14 protein-coding genes and 1 pseudogene are annotated in these 17,969 nt (G+C 56.7%); 2 read left to right on the top strand and 13 right to left on the bottom strand.

Going from position 1 to position 17,969, the window contains the following annotated elements:
* Positions 1-3 precede the first annotated feature (3 nt).
* From lpxD to rpsB, 11 genes and pseudogenes are all read right to left on the bottom strand, one after another.
* Positions 4-1,065 (bottom strand): UDP-3-O-(3-hydroxymyristoyl)glucosamine N-acyltransferase, encoded by a 1,062-nt coding sequence (gene lpxD, locus WD071_RS03420; protein ID WP_368046928.1) that lies wholly within the window; start codon positions 1,063-1,065, stop codon positions 4-6.
* A gap of 33 nt (positions 1,066-1,098) precedes the next feature.
* Positions 1,099-1,605 (bottom strand): OmpH family outer membrane protein, encoded by a 507-nt coding sequence (locus WD071_RS03415; protein ID WP_368046927.1) that lies wholly within the window; start codon positions 1,603-1,605, stop codon positions 1,099-1,101.
* A 106-nt stretch (positions 1,606-1,711) separates the two neighbouring features.
* Positions 1,712-4,441 carry an outer membrane protein assembly factor BamA gene (gene bamA / locus WD071_RS03410; RefSeq protein ID WP_368046926.1) on the bottom strand — a complete coding sequence of 910 codons (2,730 nt, stop codon included), beginning with the start codon at positions 4,439-4,441 and terminating at the stop codon, positions 1,712-1,714.
* Between the two features lie 64 nt (positions 4,442-4,505).
* A complete protein-coding gene (gene rseP / locus WD071_RS03405) occupies positions 4,506-5,891 on the bottom strand; it encodes an RIP metalloprotease RseP (protein ID WP_368046925.1) in 1,386 nt (461 codons plus the stop codon).
* A 2-nt stretch (positions 5,892-5,893) separates the two neighbouring features.
* On the bottom strand, positions 5,894-7,117 hold the full coding sequence (gene ispC, locus WD071_RS03400) for a 1-deoxy-D-xylulose-5-phosphate reductoisomerase (RefSeq protein WP_368047005.1): 1,224 nt from the start codon (positions 7,115-7,117) through the stop codon (positions 5,894-5,896).
* Between the two features lie 23 nt (positions 7,118-7,140).
* Positions 7,141-8,046: a phosphatidate cytidylyltransferase gene (locus WD071_RS03395; protein ID WP_368046924.1), complete on the bottom strand. Its 906-nt coding sequence runs from the start codon at positions 8,044-8,046 to the stop codon at positions 7,141-7,143.
* Complete coding sequence (gene uppS, locus WD071_RS03390) at positions 8,039-8,803, bottom strand: polyprenyl diphosphate synthase (RefSeq protein ID WP_368046923.1); 765 nt, start codon at positions 8,801-8,803, stop codon at positions 8,039-8,041. The genes WD071_RS03395 and uppS overlap by 8 nt, the downstream gene beginning before the upstream one ends.
* Before the next feature lie 50 nt (positions 8,804-8,853).
* A complete protein-coding gene (gene frr, locus WD071_RS03385) occupies positions 8,854-9,411 on the bottom strand; it encodes a ribosome recycling factor (protein WP_368046922.1) in 558 nt (185 codons plus the stop codon).
* Positions 9,412-9,421: 10 nt separating this feature from the next.
* Positions 9,422-10,180 (bottom strand): UMP kinase, encoded by a 759-nt coding sequence (gene pyrH / locus WD071_RS03380; protein ID WP_368046921.1) that lies wholly within the window; start codon positions 10,178-10,180, stop codon positions 9,422-9,424.
* Positions 10,181-10,275: 95 nt separating this feature from the next.
* A complete protein-coding gene (gene tsf / locus WD071_RS03375) occupies positions 10,276-11,145 on the bottom strand; it encodes a translation elongation factor Ts (RefSeq protein ID WP_368046920.1) in 870 nt (289 codons plus the stop codon).
* 271 nt (positions 11,146-11,416) lie between these two features.
* A pseudogene (rpsB, locus tag WD071_RS03370) lies at positions 11,417-12,181 on the bottom strand (30S ribosomal protein S2); the annotation flags it as partial.
* A 381-nt stretch (positions 12,182-12,562) separates the two neighbouring features.
* Here rpsB and WD071_RS03365 point away from each other — a divergent pair.
* Both WD071_RS03365 and WD071_RS03360 read left to right on the top strand, forming a co-directional pair.
* Positions 12,563-13,699 carry a polysaccharide deacetylase family protein gene (locus WD071_RS03365; RefSeq protein ID WP_368046919.1) on the top strand — a complete coding sequence of 379 codons (1,137 nt, stop codon included), beginning with the start codon at positions 12,563-12,565 and terminating at the stop codon, positions 13,697-13,699.
* A gap of 136 nt (positions 13,700-13,835) precedes the next feature.
* Positions 13,836-16,370 (top strand): hypothetical protein, encoded by a 2,535-nt coding sequence (locus WD071_RS03360; RefSeq protein WP_368046918.1) that lies wholly within the window; start codon positions 13,836-13,838, stop codon positions 16,368-16,370.
* A gap of 104 nt (positions 16,371-16,474) precedes the next feature.
* On the opposite strand, the gene WD071_RS03355 is transcribed toward WD071_RS03360, so the two are convergent.
* Positions 16,475-17,314 (bottom strand): glucosaminidase domain-containing protein, encoded by an 840-nt coding sequence (locus WD071_RS03355; protein ID WP_368046917.1) that lies wholly within the window; start codon positions 17,312-17,314, stop codon positions 16,475-16,477.
* 272 nt (positions 17,315-17,586) lie between these two features.
* A complete protein-coding gene (locus WD071_RS03350; protein WP_368046916.1) occupies positions 17,587-17,901 on the bottom strand; it encodes a BolA family protein in 315 nt (104 codons plus the stop codon).
* Positions 17,902-17,969 lie beyond the last annotated feature (68 nt).

The raw sequence follows: 17,969 nt of genomic DNA, 5'->3' as shown, positions 1-17,969 counted from the left end.
ATTTCAATTTCCTGGTTCATGCGGTTCATTGGGCAGAACCTGTTCCAATTTTTTTACACGCCTGGACAGCTCGGACAGTTTACCGAGCGTCACGGCATTACGTTTCCACTGGCCGCTTTCCTGCAGCAAGGTGCCGGACGAATACAGGCCCGGTTTGTTGATTGACTGGGTCACCATCGACATGGCACTGACGGTTACTTTGTCGCAAATACTCAGGTGGCCGGTAATGCCCACTCCGCCGCCAATGACACAGTAGCGCCCGACACGCGTGCTACCGGCCAGCGCGCTGCAACCACAAATCACGGTATGGGCACCGACCACACAGTTGTGGCCAATCTGCACCTGATTGTCGATCTTCACGCCCTCTTCGATAACCGTGTCGTCCAGCGCACCACGATCCACGCAACTGCCGGCACCGATTTCGACATCTGCCGCAATCCTGACCGAACCCAGTTGAGCGATTTTCACCGAACGCTGGCCATCAAACGCAAAACCGAAACCATCAGCGCCAATCACGGTACCGGCATGGATAATACAGCGATCACCCACGCTGACGCCGTGATAGAGCGTCACGTTAGGATAGATCACTACCTCATTGCCAATATGACTGTCACGACCGATAACACTGCCAGCCCCGATACGACAGCCATCGCCTATCACCGCGCCGCTTTCGATGACCGCCTGCGGGCCGACACTGACGCCTTTGCCCAGGCTTGCGCTGACATCGACCACGGCACTGGCGTGCACTAAAGCCTCCTGTGGCTGATCGGCGCTGTCACTGGCAAGGCTGAAAAACAGCTGCGATGCCCGGGCATAAGTGACATAAGGCGCGCGCGACAACAAACAGGGAACAGTAACAGAGCTTGCCTGGTCCGGATGCAGAATAAGGGCACTGGCCCGGCATTCAGCAAGCTGGTGGGCATAACGAGGGTTGGTGAGAAAGCTTAGACTCCCCGGACCGGCACGCTTGAGTGTCGCCAGCCCGTCGATCCGGATCGAGTCATCGCCTTGGACAGGCACATCCAGTAATCGGGACAGTTCTTTTAATGTAAAAGAAGGCTTCACCGTACGGGATCCTGTCATACCGGCGCGCCGGTATTATTGCGCCATTTCGTTGAGTTTGGCCGTCACCAGAGCCGTGATGTTGTAGGCATTGTCAAAGTAGGCAACGGATTCTGCATTCAGCACCACGTCATACCCGCCTTCCTCAACAACCGCCTCAATGGCCTGCCCCAGGCTTTGGCGCATGCGCTCAACGAAACCCTGCTGGCGCTGCTGCCAGGCATTCTGCAGTCGCTCGGCAATGACCTGCATCTGCGCCTGCTTCTCTTCAGCATCCGAGTTCATCTCGCGCATCTCCGCCTCGCTGAGGATGGACTCGTCACGCTGGGCGCGCTCGATGATTTCACGCAGCTCAGTGTTGAGCGTCTCCAGGCGTGCTTCGTCGTTTCCGAACTCCGAACGCGTGGACGCTTCCAGTGCCTGAGCTGCCTCGGAACCAAACAGGGCCTGTTCCAGATCAATAATGCCAATCGTCGGCTGCGACTGGGCAACCGCTACGCTGCTGGTCAGCAGCATGGTCGCGAGTATCAGTATCTTGTTCATTGTATTCACCATGAGTTCTCCGCATTGTAGATAATGCCGACTGACGTATTCAGCCGCGCATTGTATCATTGAGATCCGGGTTCGGACCGTAATTTTTCCAGATTTTTTAGAAACCGGCACCGATGGTAAAATCGAAAGTCTTGGTTCGGTCATTTTCGCCTTTCTTCAGCGGCGCTGCCAGATAGAACGTCAACGGCCCGAAGGGCGACAGGTAGGTCACCCCGACACCGGCCGAGTAGCGCAGCTCGCTGGCGTCAAAGTTGCCGCAGCCCAAGCGTTTCTGGGACTCACTGCAACTGCTGGAAAATACGTTGCCGACATCCACGAACAGACTGGAGCGCACACCACCGCGATTCTCCACAAAGGGCAAGGGAAACAGAATTTCCGCAGTCAGCGTGGTCAGTATGTTGCCGCCAAAGGAATCGCGATCGCGGCGGTTCAGATTGTAGTTTTCAACGGCCAGCTGGACCTGCTGATTACCATCGGCATCCAGTACCGGCTGTCCGTTGCTGTCGAACACCGGCACCGTCGGGTAGGCGATTGAGCCATCATACGAGGCAGCGCCGCCCGGGGTCAGCACAATATTGCCATTTTCGTCCTTCACCAGCCCGGCCTGTTGCGGCGTTATGACGCGCGGATCCGTGCTGCGCGGGCCCAGGCTGTTTTCGTCGTAACCACGAACAACACCGTTGTAAGCCAGACCACCGGCAAAAAAGTTCTGGAAGAACGGCATGTCATCGGTACCGCCATAACCACTGCCATAACCCAGGTTGGTGCGCAGATGGAATACCCAGTCATCACCATAAATCGGTTTGTAGTACTGGCCGGTATAGGTGGCGCGGTAATACTCCAGGTCACTGCCCGGCACCGTGATTTCGAAGGCGGCCTGGTGCTGAGTGCCCCGGGTGGCCAGCTGGCCACGGTTCAGCGTGCTGTACACATAATTGGTGGTAAACGTGAAGTTATCAAACTCGGTGCCATACTTGTCAATAAACCCGGGGTCTGTGGGCAGATTGCGATATTCCTCGGGCAGGCTGGAAATTGGCGCCGTGATGGCATCCACCACCGGGCCTGCCCACGGGTTATTGTTGGCCGGGCGCACCAGGTAGCGATCATTGAGACCCACGCGCGGCGTGGCCTCAATTTCCTGCACGGACAGACCACCAGAGGACAGTTCGGTATGGGTATACCCCAGGTTGTATCCGATACGCTGATTGTCGCTGATCGGATAACCGAAATTCAGCGACGCCCCGTAAGAAGTCGTCGAGAAACTGGCAATGTTGAACGGTGAATCCTGCTTCTGCACAAAAACGTTGAAACCACGGCTCACACCATCGGGGGTAAAATACGGATCAACATAGGAAAACCGTGCGCTGCTCTGGAAATAACTGCGGTTCAGGCCCACAGCGACGGTGCGCCCGGTACCCAGGAAGTTCTCCGCCTGCAGGTCAGTAGCAACAAACCAGTCACCGCCACCACCGGAGCCGACACTGAAGGAGATGCTGCCAAAACTCTGCTCTTCCACGTCAAACTCAACATCAATCTGGTCCGAAGTGCCCGGCACTTCCACCGTGTCCACCTCAACGGTGGAGAAATAACCCAGACGCTCCAGGAGAATCTTGGAAAATTCAATCTGCTGGCTCGACGCGGGGGCACTTTCCAGTTGGCGCATTTCCCGGCGCAACACATCATCAGCGGTTGATACGTTGCCGCGGAAATTGATGCGGTTGACGTAAGTGCGGGCGCCAGGCTCAACATAGAAGATGACTTCCACGGTCTGATCATCATCATTGACCGTCGGCACCCCTTCCACGGTTGCAAAGGCGTACCCCAGGTTACCCAGGATCTGTGTCATGTATTCTTCACTGGCGGTAATCAGCGCCTGTGAATAGGTCTGACCGGGCCCTACCAGCGTGTAGGCGCGCAGCAGCGCTTCGGCGTTGACCAGGTCACCCACCAGGTCCACGCGGCTGATTTCGTACTGCTGGCCCTCGCTGACATTGATGGTGATATAAATCTGTTCATTGTCCGGCGTAATGGTCACCGGTGTGGAATCAACATTGAAACGGGCAAAACCGTTATCCAGGTAGTAGGAAGTGACCCGCTCGATGTCACCCGACAGCTGCTCGCGCGAATACCGGTCGCGGCTGCTGAACGGCAGATACCAGGGTTTTGTGCCCAGATCCATCAGTTCGGTCAGTTCATCATCGTTGTAAGTGGTATTGCCAACCAGGTTGACGTCGCGGATGCGGCTTTCCTCACCCTCGTTAACGGTCATGTCGATGGCAACACGGTTACGCGGCTGCTCGGTGACCTCGATGTCTACCGTGGTGCCGTAGCGGCCACGCGAGGAGTAGACTTCCTGAATGCCCTGGCGGATGGCCTCCAGCGTGGCACGGGTGAAAATGCCGCCCTCGACAATCTCTGCCGACGCCATGTTTTCCAGAATGTCCTCGGTCTGCAGAACCTTATTGCCTTCGATATTGATCTCGCTGACCGACGGGCGCTCAAGTACCGTCAGCAGCAGCACGTCGCCTTCGCGCGCCACTTCCACTTCTTCAAAGTAACCCGATTCGGTCACCGCGCGGATAATCGGGCCGGTCATGCCCGGCTGCATGGTGTCACCGATACTCACCGGCAGCAGACTGAACATGACCCCGGGCGAAATGCGCTGCAGGCCATCGATGCGGATGTCGCTGATCACAAAACTCTGTTGTTGCGCGCCCGGTTGAGGAGAACCCGGCTGCGAGGAACCGGCGCCGGGCAATAGTGGCTGTGCCTGGGTAGCAGTGCAAAGACCGACGGTCAGGATGGCGCTGAGACAATATCTAATCATGAAATTCTTTGTAGCCCGAAGTCTGGATGATAATTTAGATGAATGATGTCGCGTAAAACCCGTATTAAAGCAGCCGGGCCACATCGTTATAAATGGCCAGCATCATGATGCCACCAATCATCAACAGACCCATTTGCAGCCCCATGGCCTGAATCCGCTCTGGCACAGGACGGCGTATGATAGCCTCTATGGTGTAATACAACAAATGCCCGCCATCGAGCACCGGAATCGGCAGCAGGTTCAGCACACCCAGACTGATACTCAGTATGGCGAGAAACCCCAGATAGACCTCAAGGCCATAACTGGCGGTCTCCCCCGCAACCTGCGCGATGGTGATGGGGCCATTGATATTCTTCACGGAAATCAGGCCAATCACCATCTTCTTGATCGAATCCAGCACAAAAACCGACTTGTCCCAGGTTTCCTGCAACGCTGGCCCGATCGCGGTCAGCGGGTTGTAGGAAATCTCCCGGCGCATCTCCGGCGGCAAACTGCCATACAGATCATAAGGTTCAACATAGGCGCCGATGGTGCCAATTGCCACGCCATCAACATCACTGCTTTGCGGCGTCACCGTCAACGCCTGCTCAACTGCTCCGCGTTGGACAACAACATCCAGCGTCAGTTCCGGATGCGCCCGAACCATTTCCACCCACTGCGTCCAGCTGCGGACCTGCTCGCCACCGGCGCTCAGCACGCGGTCACCAGCCTGGAACCCGGCCTGCTCGGCGCGGCCCCCGGCGACAACTCCGTCAATGACTGGCGGAATTTCATACTGCACGATGCCCAACGACGCGAGCGGGTTGGGTTCCGAGGTACGCGACTCCCAGTTCTGCACCGGAATCCGGTAATCACGTGCGTCCACCGCATTGGCCGGCACTGCGCTGACCACCAGTTCACCGGTTTCACCCAGGCGGTTGAGCAGCTGCATGGTCACCTGCTGCCAGATATTGGTATCGACCCCGTCAACGGCAACAATTTCGTCTCCGGCGCGCAAACCGGCTTCATAGGCCGGCGAGCCGTCCAGCACATTGGACATCACCGGCGCCACACCTTTCAGGCCGTAAGCCACATTGATCAGCCAGAACACCACAATGGCCAGCAGGAAATTGGCCATCGGCCCTGCCGCGACAATGGCAAAGCGCTGCCACAGGGGCTTGAAATTGAACGCCATGTGACGCTCGGATTCTGGAATGTCACCGCCGCCGGCCTGGGTATCGTCCTGACCCAGCATCTTGACGTAGCCCCCCAGCGGGATGGGCGCGATCACGTATTCGGTGCCATCCTTGCCATGCCAGGTCTTCACCGCACGGCCAAAGCCGATAGAGAAGCGCAGCACTTTCACACCGCAGCGCCGCGCGACCCAGAAGTGACCGAATTCGTGAATGGTGACCAGAATGCCCAGGGTTACAATGAGGGCAAGAATATTGATAAGCAGTGTTTCAAACATAATTAAAGCCCCGCTGCGATGTCACAGGCAACAGCCCGCGCCTCGGCATCCAGCTGTTGAATCATAGCGATAGAGACCGGCTGGCGACAAGTTATTTGCGCCAGCGTGCCGGAAATAATCTGCGGAATGTCCGTGAAGCGAATCTGGCCTTCCAGGAAGGCGGCCACCGCAATTTCATTGGCGGCGTTCAGGCAGGTAGGCGCAAAACCGCCTTCCCGGGCCGCCTCCATACCCAGCGCCAGGCAAGGGAAACGCACCAGATCCGGCGCCAGAAACTGCAGGTCGGGGCTCTTCACCAGGCTCAGGAAATCCGCCCCGGATTCAATGCGCTGCGGCCAGGCCAGGGCATGTGCTATCGGCACGCGCATATCCGGGCTGCCCAGCTGCGCCAGTACCGAGCCATCGGCGTATTCCACCATCGAATGCACGATGCTTTGCGGGTGAATGACCACCTCCACCGCGTCGGGCGCCAGATCAAACAGATAACAGGCCTCAATGAATTCCAGGCCCTTGTTCATCATGGTGGCAGAATCAACGGAAATCTTGCGCCCCATGTCCCAGTTGGGGTGTTTGCAGGCCTGCGCCGGCGTGACGGCATGCAACTGCTCCACCGGGGTGTGCAGAAACGGTCCGCCCGACGCGGTCAGCAGCACCTTGCGCACACCCTGCCCGGCCAGATTGCCGCGCCTGGATTGTGCCGGTGCCGGTAAACACTGAAAAATCGCATTGTGTTCACTGTCGATGGGCAAAATCACCGCGCCGCTTTGCACGGCCGCCTGCATGAACAGCTCACCCGCCATCACCAGCGACTCTTTATTGGCCAGCAACACCTTCTTGCCGCTTTCGGCGGCAGCCAGTGCCGGCAACAAACCTGCCGCGCCCACGATAGCCGCCATCACCACGTCAACAGCCGGGTCAGAGGCGATCTTTGTCAGCGCATCAGCGCCCCACAGGACCTCGGTCTGCGAACCGGCTTTTATCAACTGCAAACGCAAGGTCTCTGCCGCATGTTCATCACTGAGCACGGCATATACCGGCCTGAACTGCAGGCACTGCTGCAACAGCAAAGCGGTATTGCTGTGGGCACTCAAGGCGTAAACGGAAAAATGCTCATGGCGGGCGATGACGTCCAGCGTACTGGTGCCCACTGACCCGGTGGCGCCCAGCACGGTGATCGTCTGCGCAAGCGGTGGCGATGGTGGTTGCGATGACAGTTGCGATTTCATCGATTGATTGGCCGGAGACTGGCTCATAACACATCAAGCCTTGTGCTTAAAAGTACCAGCGCCAGCACATAAACGGGCGTCGCGGCGATCAGGCTGTCAATTCGATCCAGCACCCCGCCGTGACCGGGCAGGCTGCGGCCACTGTCTTTCAGACCCCGGTGGCGCTTCAGCATGCTTTCAAACAGATCGCCTATCACCGAAAAAACCGCCAGTAACAGCGCCGCCAGCAATAACAGTATCCAGGTCAGCGGCGACAGGGTCTGATACTCAATATGTACCCAGGTCAGCAGACACAGGGTTAGCGCGACACAGCTGGCCACACCGCCCCAGAATCCGGCCCAGGATTTTTTCGGGCTCAGCGCCGGCGCCAGCTTCGAATTGCCCCACTTCTTGCCGGTGAAATAGGCGCCAATATCAACCACACTGACCAGTGCCACCAGAATCAGCACCAGCAACCCCGACGGCGCCAGCACCTTGAGGTACATAAAACCGACCCAGGTTGGCAGCAGGCAGGCCATCCCCATCAGGCCGATGCGCCAGCGGGCCTGCCAATACTCCTGGCGCCTGGGGTAACGGCGCAGAAAGTAGAAAATCCCAATCCAGAACCCCATCGCCAGGGCACTGATGAACGAGACACCCGCCACACTCAAGGTCAGGCTGGAAGTCAGGAACAACCCGGTCTGTTCAATTGCGCCGGTGTCAGGCGCGAGCAGAAACCAGATGACCAGCGACAGGAGGGTGATGAAGCAGCCGACCCAGGCCAGGCGCTCGCGATCGCGCACCAGCCCCATCAGGCGGCCCCACTCCAGCAGGGCCGGCAACAGTATCAGGCTCAGAAAACCGGCGAACATGACGGGCGACAACCATGCAGTGCCGGCATACAGCACCAGTATCATGGCAATGGCAGTCAATACACGCTGTTTAAGCAATCTGCGTCCCCTCGGCATCGGTGACTTCGTCACTGTCAGACTGACCGCCGTAACGACGCTTGCGTCCGCTGAAGTTGTCAAGCGCCTCTCGCAACGAGTTGGCGTTAAAATCCGGCCAGTAGATATCGGTAAAATACAGCTCGGTGTAGGCAAACTGCCACAACAGGAAGTTGCTGATGCGCTGCTCGCCACCCGTGCGTATGCACAGATCCGGGGGGGGAACGTCAGCCAGACAGACATATTGCTGTACCGTGTCGGGCGTGATATCAGCAGCCTGAAGGGTGCCCTGCTGAACGTTATCGGCGATGCGCCGACAGGCCTGAGCGATGTCCCATTGGCCACCGTAGTCCGCCGCCACCGTTACCACGGTACCCGTGTTATCCCGCGTCAGGCATTCCACGTCGGCCATATTTTTCTGCAGCCGTGGCGAAAAACTGGCACGGTTACCGATAAAACGCAGCCGCACATTACGCTCATGCAGCTGATTGATTTCATGGCGCTGCAGGACACTCAAAAACAACGCCATCAGGCCGCGTACTTCTTTGCGGGGACGCAGCCAGTTCTCACTACTGAACGCAAACAGGGTCAGGTGCTCGATATTACGCTCGACACAGGCGTAAACCACATCCCGTGCCGCCTCGGCCCCGGCACGGTGACCAGCACCGCCGCCCAGCCCGCGCGACTTTGCCCAGCGATTATTGCCATCCATGATAAACGCGATGTGTCTGGGTACAGTGCCTGCTTTTACCTCTCCCATTTGACGTCTCCTCACGCATCCATGGCTTGAGCTGTCGTGCCGACCATCAATCAGATAGACAGCAGGTCTTTCTCTTTTGCGCCGAACGTGGCTTCGACAGACGCGATGTACTTGTCGGTCAGTTTCTGGATGCGTTCCTCAGCCCGATGCTGATCATCTTCGCTGATCTCTTTATCTTTGAGAAGATCCTTGATAGTGCTGTTGGCATCGCGGCGTATATTGCGGATGGCAACGCGCGCATTTTCGGCTTCGTGCTTGGCCTGCTTGGTGTAATCGCGACGGGTTTCCTCTGTCAACGCAGGCATCGGCAGACGGATGGATTCACCGTTGTTGGACGGGTTCAAACCCAGATCGGATTTGAGAATGGCTTTTTCCACCTCGGTGATCAGCGCCCGCTCCCAGGGCACAATGACCAGCAAACGCCCCTCTTCCACAGTAATATTGGCCAACTGGTTCAAGGGTGTGTCGGCGCCGTAATAAGGCACCATGACCGTGTCCAGAATACCCGGATGAGCGCGGCCGGTACGTATTTTGTTGAATGCAATTTCCAGTGAATGCAGTGATTTTTCCATCCGCTCACTGGCATCATCGATTATTTCGTCAATCATGCTGATCCCCTTAATTGGCGGTTTCGCCACCAGACTCGCTCGGGCGAACCACACCTATCAAGGTACCATCGGTCAGGCCCATCACATTGTTCAATAATGATCCCGGCTTCTGCATATTGAATACACACACCGGAATATCGTGGTCACGCACCAGACAGATCGCTGTCAGGTCCATCACTCCCAGTTTTTTGTCCAGTACTTCATCAAAAGTCAGATAATCATACTTGACGGCATCGGGCACACGCATGGGATCGGCAGAATATACGCCGTCTACCTTGGTGGCTTTCAGGATAAGACCGGCATCAATTTCGATACCGCGCAAACAGGCGGCAGAATCGGTGGTGAAAAACGGGTTACCGGTACCGGCAGCAAAGATGACCACGTCGCCGGAGCGCAGATGGCGAATCGCTGCGCGACGATCGTAGTGTTCAACCACGCCGCTCATCGGGATGGCCGACATCACCCGGGTCGAGATGCCGGCCCGCTCCAGCGCATCGCGCATGGCCAGCGCATTCATCACCGTGGCCAGCATGCCCATGTGATCGCCGGTGACCCGCTCCATGCCAGCAGCATGCAGTGCCGCCCCGCGGAACAGATTACCACCGCCAATGACCACGCCAATTTCAATGCCAAGCCCCACAAGCTGGCCGATTTCAACTGCCATGCGGTCCAGCACTTTGGGGTCGATGCCAAAATCGGCCTCGCCCGTCAGCGCCTCGCCACTGAGCTTCAAGAGTATGCGTTTATACTTTTTCTCAGTTTTAGCCATGTCAGGTCCGATTCAGTTTGGTTCGATTCTGTTTGCTCGGGGACTGAGCGAAGCTCCGTCCCCTAGCGGTTGTATTAAGGGGCGACCAAAGCTGTTTATTGCTTTTTCGAGGCCGCTGCCTGCGCGGCAACTTCTTCAGCAAAGTCGACCACTTCTTTCTCGATGCCTTCGCCGACTTCGTAGCGTACAAAGCTCACGACATCCGCGCCAGCCTTTTTCAGCAGGGCGCCGACTGTCAGGTCAGGGTCTTTGACAAAGGCCTGCTCCAGCAACGTGATTTCGGCGACATATTTGCGAATACGGCCTTCGACCATCTTTTCCACGATTTCAGCCGGTTTGCCGCTTTCAGCTGCCTGCGCAGAGTAGATTTCACGTTCTTTATCCAGAACATCCGCCGGTACGTCGCTGGCGCGCACAACCATGGGGTTCGAAGCCGCCACGTGCATGGCAACATCACGGGCCAGATCAGCGTCGCCGCCTTTCAGGGCAACCAGCACCGCAATGCGGTTGTTGCTGTGTACGTAGGTATCAACCACATCCGCATCAACAACGCTCACCCGACGCAGATTGATGTTCTCGCCTATTTTCTGCACCAGGGCAGAGCGCGCATCTTCCACGCTGGCAGCCAACGCTGCGGCATCACTCTGTTTGTTGTCAAACGCCTGGTTCAGGCAGTCATCAGCAAAGGCCAGGAAACTGTCATCACGGGCAACAAAATCGGTTTCGCTGTTAATTTCAATGATCACGCCATAGCTGTTGTCATCAGCCACGCGGGTTTTGACAACGCCTTCAGCGGCCGTGCGGCCGGCTTTTTTGGCTGCTTTCAGGCCGCTGGCTTTGCGCATGTCTTCGATCGCTTTTTCCATGTCACCGTCGGCTTCCACCAGGGCTTTTTTGCAATCCATCATGCCCAGTCCGGTGCGCTCACGTAACTCTTTAACCATGCCTGCTGTAATATTCGCCATTTGCGATAGCCTCACTAGAATTCTTGAATAAAGTTTGCTGAAAAATTGTTAAAAAAAAGGGGCGAGGCCCCTTTTTTCAAGCAGATAATGTTCAATAATCTGCCAACGGAGTATGTCGGGTCGCTTGGGTTGAGGGTGTCGGGGGCCGACACCCTCAACCGCATCAGGCCGGCTTCTCCGAATCTGCAGCGGGTTCTTTCGCCGCTGGCGCTGCTTCTGCCACAGGCGCTTCCGCTTCTGCCGCAGGTGCTTTCTCGGCTGCAGGCGCTTTCTCAGCCGCAGGCGCTTTTGCCGCCGCCGCTGCTTCAGCCGTCTCGTCTACTTCAACGAAGTCGCTGTCGCTGACCAGGTTGCCCTTGGTGCGGCCCGCCAGGCAGGCATCGGCCACAGCTGTCGCGTACAGCAGGATGGCGCGCTGGGCGTCATCGTTACCGGGAATCGGGTAGTCAATGCCGTCAGGGTTGCTGTTGGTATCAACCACACCGATCACGGGGATGCGCAGGCTGTTGGCTTCTGTCACCGCGATGCGCTCGTGATCAACATCGATCACAAACAGTGCATCAGGCAGACCCGCCATATCCTTGATACCACCGATGCTGCGATCCAGCTTGTCTTTGGCACGGCGACGCATCAGTGCTTCTTTCTTGGTCAGACGCTCCAGCGTACCGTCGGTTTCCTGGGCTTCCAGGTCACGCAGACGCTTGATGGAACCACGGATGGTTTTGTAGTTGGTCAGCATGCCGCCGAGCCAGCGATGATCAACATAAGGCATGCCAGCGCGTTCGGCCTGCTCTTTGATGATCTTACCTGCAGCGCGCTTGGTGCCGACAAACAGAATTTTTTTGTTGCCACCGGCCAGATTCTGAATGGCAGCCAGGGCTTCGTTGAACGCGGGCACGGTGTGCTCCAGGTTAACGATGTGGATCTTGTTACGCGCGCCGAAGATGAAAGGCTTCATCTTGGGGTTCCAGTAACGGGTCTGGTGGCCAAAGTGGACGCCAGCCTTGAGCATGTCTTTCATTGATACTACAGTCATGATATTTACCTTATTTCGGGTTAGGCCTCCATACACCCCATGATCTAACCCACCTTCGCTGACGCTATGACGGGCACCCAAGAACATGTGTCGGTGCATGTGTGACGTTAAGTTTTAAGTTTCGCGGCAGGCTGGATGACTTCAGCAGAACTTCAGCAGAAGGCACCCGGTTTTGCAGCGGGCGCATTTATACCACAACCACCCGTCTACATAAAGCAAAACTGTGCGCAAATGAGACATTTACGGGCAAACCGACAAGACTGACAACGGTCAAAGCACAGAACCCCGGTTCAAGGTCGCAACACCGGTCATGCGGATAGAATCGGGACGCTGATGTCGGGTAAGATCAGGGATTCGACACCATTGTGCAGAGGAGTTGTTATGCGCATTCAAACAAAGCGGCAGACCCTTTTTGATCAACCCAGCATCCGGACGCCGGGCTTCGGTTCTGTCGCGCGGGTCATGGCACGGGTAACCGCATTGGCCCTGATGGCAGCCATGGTGGCTGGTTGCAGCCCGCAAGCCCGGGCGCAACATGCGGTCATTGCCACCTATCACCACGTCTCTGACGCCACCCCACGCTCAACCAGTCTGACCCCGGACGAGTTGCGCACCCAGTTGGAGTACCTGCGTGACAATGACTTTGCGGTGTGGCCACTGGACCGCCTGCTGGCGGCACTGCAAAACCGGGAAGACATGCCCGAACGGGTGGCAGCGCTGACCTTTGATGATGCTTATGAGTCGATTTACACCAACGGCCTGCCGATGCTGCAGGAATTCGGTTTTCCGATGACGCTGTTCGTCAGCACCCAGCCCATTGATGACAACCAGGCCGGCTACCTGAGCTGGGACCAGATCCGCGCGATGTCTGACGCTGGCGTGATAATCGCCAACCACATGGTGCACCACCCGCACATGATTGACGCTTTGCCCGGGGAGAGCAATGCCGAACGCCTGCAGCGCCTGCGTGAGGAGTTATTACACGCCCAGCAACGCATCAGGGATGAGACCGGCCAGGATCACAAAATCCTGGCCTACCCCTATGGCGAATTTGATACCGATATTACCGCCATGATCGAGGACGAGGGTTTTGTGGGTCTGGCGCAGAATTCAGGCGCCGTGGGTTATCATTCCGACATGACCGCCCTGCCGCGTTTCCCGTTGGCGGGCTTTTACGCCGACATAGAATCGGCCGCAACCAAACTGCAGAGCCTGGCGTTTGAAATCAAGGTCCAGGAGCCGCGCTCACCCATTACCGACAGCCGCCGCCCCGCCGTCACCCTGCAACTGGCCGGCGATTTCAACGTCTCGCAGCTGGGCTGCTACGCGGGCGGTGAGCCGCTGGAACTGGACTGGATCGATCGCGAGGCAGCCCACTTCACCATCCAGCCCGCCGAAGGCAACACCTTCGACGCCCGCCGTTTCGGCTACATCTGCACCGCACCCAAACGCGGCACGGACCGCTACTACTGGTTCAACAAGTTCTGGACCCGCCCCACGCCCGATAATGCAGACTAAAGAATGGGGACGGAGGGAATACTTTTTTGAAAGAATGGGGACGGAGGGAATACTTTTTAACCACTGTTGGTTAAAAAGTATTCCCTCCGTCCCCATTCTTCTTTAAGGTTGGACTTTTTTACAGGGACCGTAGATCATGATCAGACCTATACCGTTTTTGACAAGAGCGCTGCTAGCCTCTGCCATTACCACCTTCAGCGCATCGGCTGCTGCTGACGGGTTCAGCCTGGTGGGCAATAAGCTTGATATCAGCCTGTCCGACAATCCGGTCACGGTTAACGTGCAAAGTAATGGTTCTTTTGGCAAGTTCAACCTGACGCCCGAAAAATTGCTTTCGCAAACCAGCGCCCTTGAAATACCGCTCGCTCTGCAGGCCCTCGGTTTGGCTGACGGCGAATACAAGCTGCGCCTGGGTCTTATACTGCAGGACCAGGACACTGAAGCGAGGCTGGAGGCTGGTCTGGGCGCCGTCAGCATCACGATCAAGGACGATGAACTCGATACAATTGTCATTGACGACAGCGAGTCAACACAATTGGTCGTTACAAATGGTACTGATACCCGAACCGCCACCTTTGACGCAGGTAACGGCGCGCTCTCTCCCGATGAAGAAATATACATTCGCATGCCCGACGCGTTATACGAGCTACAAGGCAATTCTGCGGTTGTCGATTTTCTGAAAACTTTTGGTGACCTCAACGATGCGCGCAACATCAACATACGCCTCGTTATGCAACCACTTACCGACAACGTAGCCTTCGGCGTCCAGGATGGGCAGAGTTTCACCGCACTCCCGCGCATGCAAACCACCTGCACCAATTCTCCGAGCTCACAAAGCGACGCTAATTTTACCCTGTCGGGCACATTGGCCGCCGCCTTCAGCTCTGCCTACGCCATCAGTGGCATTTTGCAGCTGGGTGCAGACCCGGGAGAGCCGGGCGCCGCATTTACCTTGCTGTCCGAGGACTGCGCAGAAGAAGAGACATCCGATGAGACCGAAGAAGCTACGCCTCCCAGCGCCGCTGATACGTTTCAGCAATCCATTCTCGACGCTGACGCCCAGTTTGTGTCTGACGCTGGCGACCAGTCTGTGTCCGGTGTCGACCCGAGCGCCCGCAACAACTTCATTTTACGTGCATTCGGTATCAACACCCAATCCCGACAGATCGCAGACCAGTTAACCGTTCCACAAACAATCGTTGTCATCGATTCGCTGACCGGCACAACTGAACTGGTCACCCAGATCGCCAATCAGAACATGACAGATCCCGGCGCTATCAGCAGACATCTGCTTGAAGCCCAGAACAACATGATGGAGGAAATGAAGCAGAAACAACTGGAAGCACAGCGACAAACTCAGCTGATTCAACGACTGCTGCTTTCGACCGCGCAGCAGAACGCACTAAAAGAAGACATGGTTCGGCTGCTGAAATCACAAACACAGGTGCAGAGCAAAATCAGTCAGCAGGAAGTTGCGTATAAAAACAAGGAACTTCTGGGCAGCATCGCGTCCATGCAGCTTGACCTGGGCGTTAAACTTGATGGCAGCACAACACAGGAATTTGCCTCGTTGCTGATGAAACACCGGGATATGACCGAGCAGGAGACCTCCGAGGAGTTCAAGGATTTTGATAAACTCGAGGAGCAAGTTCGACGCCGCAAGCTTCAGGAGATCGAGCACAGGTCAGCAAAATTAGCCGTCAAACAGCAAAAAGAGGAGCTGTTGCGGGGCAAGCTGGCTGCGAACGCCGCCTCGAAGAAACAACAAAGTGAAGTGTCAAAATTTGATGAGAAAAAAATAGATACCAGCGGCAAATTCTCCGACGAAAAATTGAAAATCGCCATGCTCAAGCGGATGACAGCGCCGCCAGAAGCAAGCAATATCCTTGCGGCAACGGCCTCCCCGCTCATTGACCGCGACCCGGACAGCGGTGAAATTCTGATCACCATGCCCAACGGCGAGCAGTACCTGACACAGCTTACCGCCGTGCGATTTTTGCCCTCAGAGGACCTTACCGGCATGGTAGAGACCTCCAACGGCGCGCACCTTATCTACACCGACGGCCTGGCGCTGGACCTGTCCGCCATCCCGGTAAATACCGACGCGCTGTTTAGTGCGGTTATAGACATGGGTTACGTTCCCAGCCTGCGCAACGACGGAGTCCTGTCTATTGAGTTGGGCAATGGCGAGCGGTTCGCAGGGGCGTTCGGATTTGAGGATATCAGCGGGGGCGACGGCGATTGCAGTGAGGTGACCATTAAAGACGCAACACCCGTTTACCCGGTCGCGTCAGAAGTTGCCTTTATCGCAGAGTGCAGCAACGGTGTCACCCAGCGGATCTCCCCCGCCATCGACGACACAACTTTGTACGCAATGCTTCAGGCCGACGGCCTGAACGTCACCACCAATCGGTTCAGCGGCGTCATCAGCATCGAAGGCGTTGGCAGCTTCCGGCCCAGCTACTTCGTGACGCCACTGCAGCCAGCCGACAACAACCTGCTGGCCTTTAACGGTAACCCCTGGGATGTCGGCCTGCGCGCCGTGGATAACAACAGCGACGGCATCATGGATTATGAATTCGTTACCCGCAATGGTGTGCAACTGATATACAGCGTGCCCACCATCATCACCGGTGAATTTATTCCCGGCCCGGGCTACCAGGGCCAGTAAAGAGTTGAGGGGAGAGTTAAGGGGACGGAGGAAAGAATGGGGACGGAGGGAATACTTTTTAACCAATATTGGTTAAAAAGTATTCCCTCCGTCCCCATTCTTTCCTACGATCGATCGAAGGCGTGCAGGCGGTTGACGCGGATAATGTCCTGCAGCTCACTGACGTAAGCCATGCCACGTGCGGAGTACTGCGTCAGGCCACGGGCCAGCACCATGGAATCCAGTGGACGGCCCTGTGCCCGCATGTCGGCGCGCATGTCGCGCATCTCGGCATAGCTGGCATGGGTATTGAGGTTACGCAGATAAGCGCGCACCGAGCCCTGCACCGAACCAAAGCTGCGCACTTCATGGCTGGCATCGCTGCGGCGGCGCTCCGGGACCAGGCCGCAGCCTTCGTCAAAGCACCACTGACCAAAGATGTTGTTGCCCTCGCGGGCAAAACGTGACGTGCCCCAGGCTGATTCGTTGGCGGCCTGCGCCATGACCAGTGACATCGGCACGATATCGACGCGGCGCAACAACTCCGCCATCAGGGCGCGATCGGACATGGCAGTGTCAGCAAGTTTATACTGCGCCACGATGTCATCGAGCTCCGCTTGTTCCACCGCGCTCAGAGGCTCGCCCGCCGCCACGATCTCAGCCAGCGGCAGCAGTCGCGACCGGGTCTGGCGCACACGCTCGTTCTCTTCTTCGATATGGGCGTGCAGGAAGGCAAAAAAAGCCTCTTTCCGCTTATCCGTGTCAGCCACGGCTTCGAAATCGGGTAGCAGCATAACAACATCGGATGTTACCGGTTGCGGCTGGGGTTGCAGCACCAGTTCATGCGTGATGACTGCGGTCTGATGATACTGCGCAAAAGCAGTCAGGGTGAAGATAGCTGCGGCAGCAATCGTTCCGACGCGCACTAGCGCGGGTAATCTCGGGTGTCGGAGTAAATCAAGCATCTAGTCCTGGCCTCTGGTATTAACGTCAAATTAAAGCTAAGGGTCGATGATTATTGTTTTACTCTTATCCAGACGTATCAACGTTATAACTTATTCCGCAGGGCTCTGCTGCCCGTCATGGCAACTGAGTCACTGCACTGTAGTGGGCGGCACCTTAACGGATAATGCACCCGCTGGCAAGAAATTCACGCCTTTTACGCCCCATTTTTGCCGACAGCATCCCAGATATAGCGCTTTTTGAAACAGCAGGCCACCAGATATCGTAGCTGCAGTTACTCGCCTCCACGGCAGTTCGGCGATGCCGGCGCACCCTGCTGATTCACCGCCCACTCTGCCGGTGTATAGGGATGCAGCGCCAGCGCATGCACACCGTCACGCAGTTCATCGGCAAGCAGGCCATAGAGCTTTTGATGACGCTTGACCGCATTGAGGTCTGCAAAACAATCCGCCACCACAATCAGCTTGAAATGGGATTCCGTGGCCGGCCCGCTGTGCATATGGCTTTCGTTAATAATCTCATAATGTGTCGGCTTGATATCCGCCGACAGCTTGTTGTTGATTCGTTCATGCATAGTGGCCATCGTCATGCGGCTCCTGCAAACTGATTCATGTAAATTCGGAGGTGATTATGGGGACTGCGGGGGGGGGGGTTTTT

This window comes from Pseudohongiella sp. (genome assembly GCF_040877505.1).
Taxonomy (GTDB): Bacteria; Pseudomonadota; Gammaproteobacteria; order Pseudomonadales; family Pseudohongiellaceae; genus Pseudohongiella.
The sequence above is the reverse complement of the archived record's forward strand: the minus strand, read 5'-3'. Positions and strand labels throughout refer to the sequence as shown.

What these genes read in the sequence shown, in the direction of transcription:
- WD071_RS03415 (WP_368046927.1), bottom strand. Translation starts at nt 1,605, where the DNA reads ATGAACAAGATACTGATACTCGCGACCATGCTGCTGACCAGCAGCGTA.
- bamA (WP_368046926.1), bottom strand. Translation starts at nt 4,441, where the DNA reads ATGATTAGATATTGTCTCAGCGCCATCCTGACCGTCGGTCTTTGCACT.
- rseP (WP_368046925.1), bottom strand. Translation starts at nt 5,891, where the DNA reads ATGTTTGAAACACTGCTTATCAATATTCTTGCCCTCATTGTAACCCTG.
- ispC (WP_368047005.1), bottom strand. Translation starts at nt 7,117, where the DNA reads ATGAAATCGCAACTGTCATCGCAACCACCATCGCCACCGCTTGCGCAG.
- uppS (WP_368046923.1), bottom strand. Translation starts at nt 8,803, where the DNA reads ATGGGAGAGGTAAAAGCAGGCACTGTACCCAGACACATCGCGTTTATC.
- frr (WP_368046922.1), bottom strand. Translation starts at nt 9,411, where the DNA reads ATGATTGACGAAATAATCGATGATGCCAGTGAGCGGATGGAAAAATCA.
- pyrH (WP_368046921.1), bottom strand. Translation starts at nt 10,180, where the DNA reads ATGGCTAAAACTGAGAAAAAGTATAAACGCATACTCTTGAAGCTCAGT.
- tsf (WP_368046920.1), bottom strand. Translation starts at nt 11,145, where the DNA reads ATGGCGAATATTACAGCAGGCATGGTTAAAGAGTTACGTGAGCGCACC.
- WD071_RS03365 (WP_368046919.1), top strand. Translation starts at nt 12,563, where the DNA reads ATGCGCATTCAAACAAAGCGGCAGACCCTTTTTGATCAACCCAGCATC.
- WD071_RS03360 (WP_368046918.1), top strand. Translation starts at nt 13,836, where the DNA reads ATGATCAGACCTATACCGTTTTTGACAAGAGCGCTGCTAGCCTCTGCC.
- WD071_RS03355 (WP_368046917.1), bottom strand. Translation starts at nt 17,314, where the DNA reads ATGCTTGATTTACTCCGACACCCGAGATTACCCGCGCTAGTGCGCGTC.
- WD071_RS03350 (WP_368046916.1), bottom strand. Translation starts at nt 17,901, where the DNA reads ATGACGATGGCCACTATGCATGAACGAATCAACAACAAGCTGTCGGCG.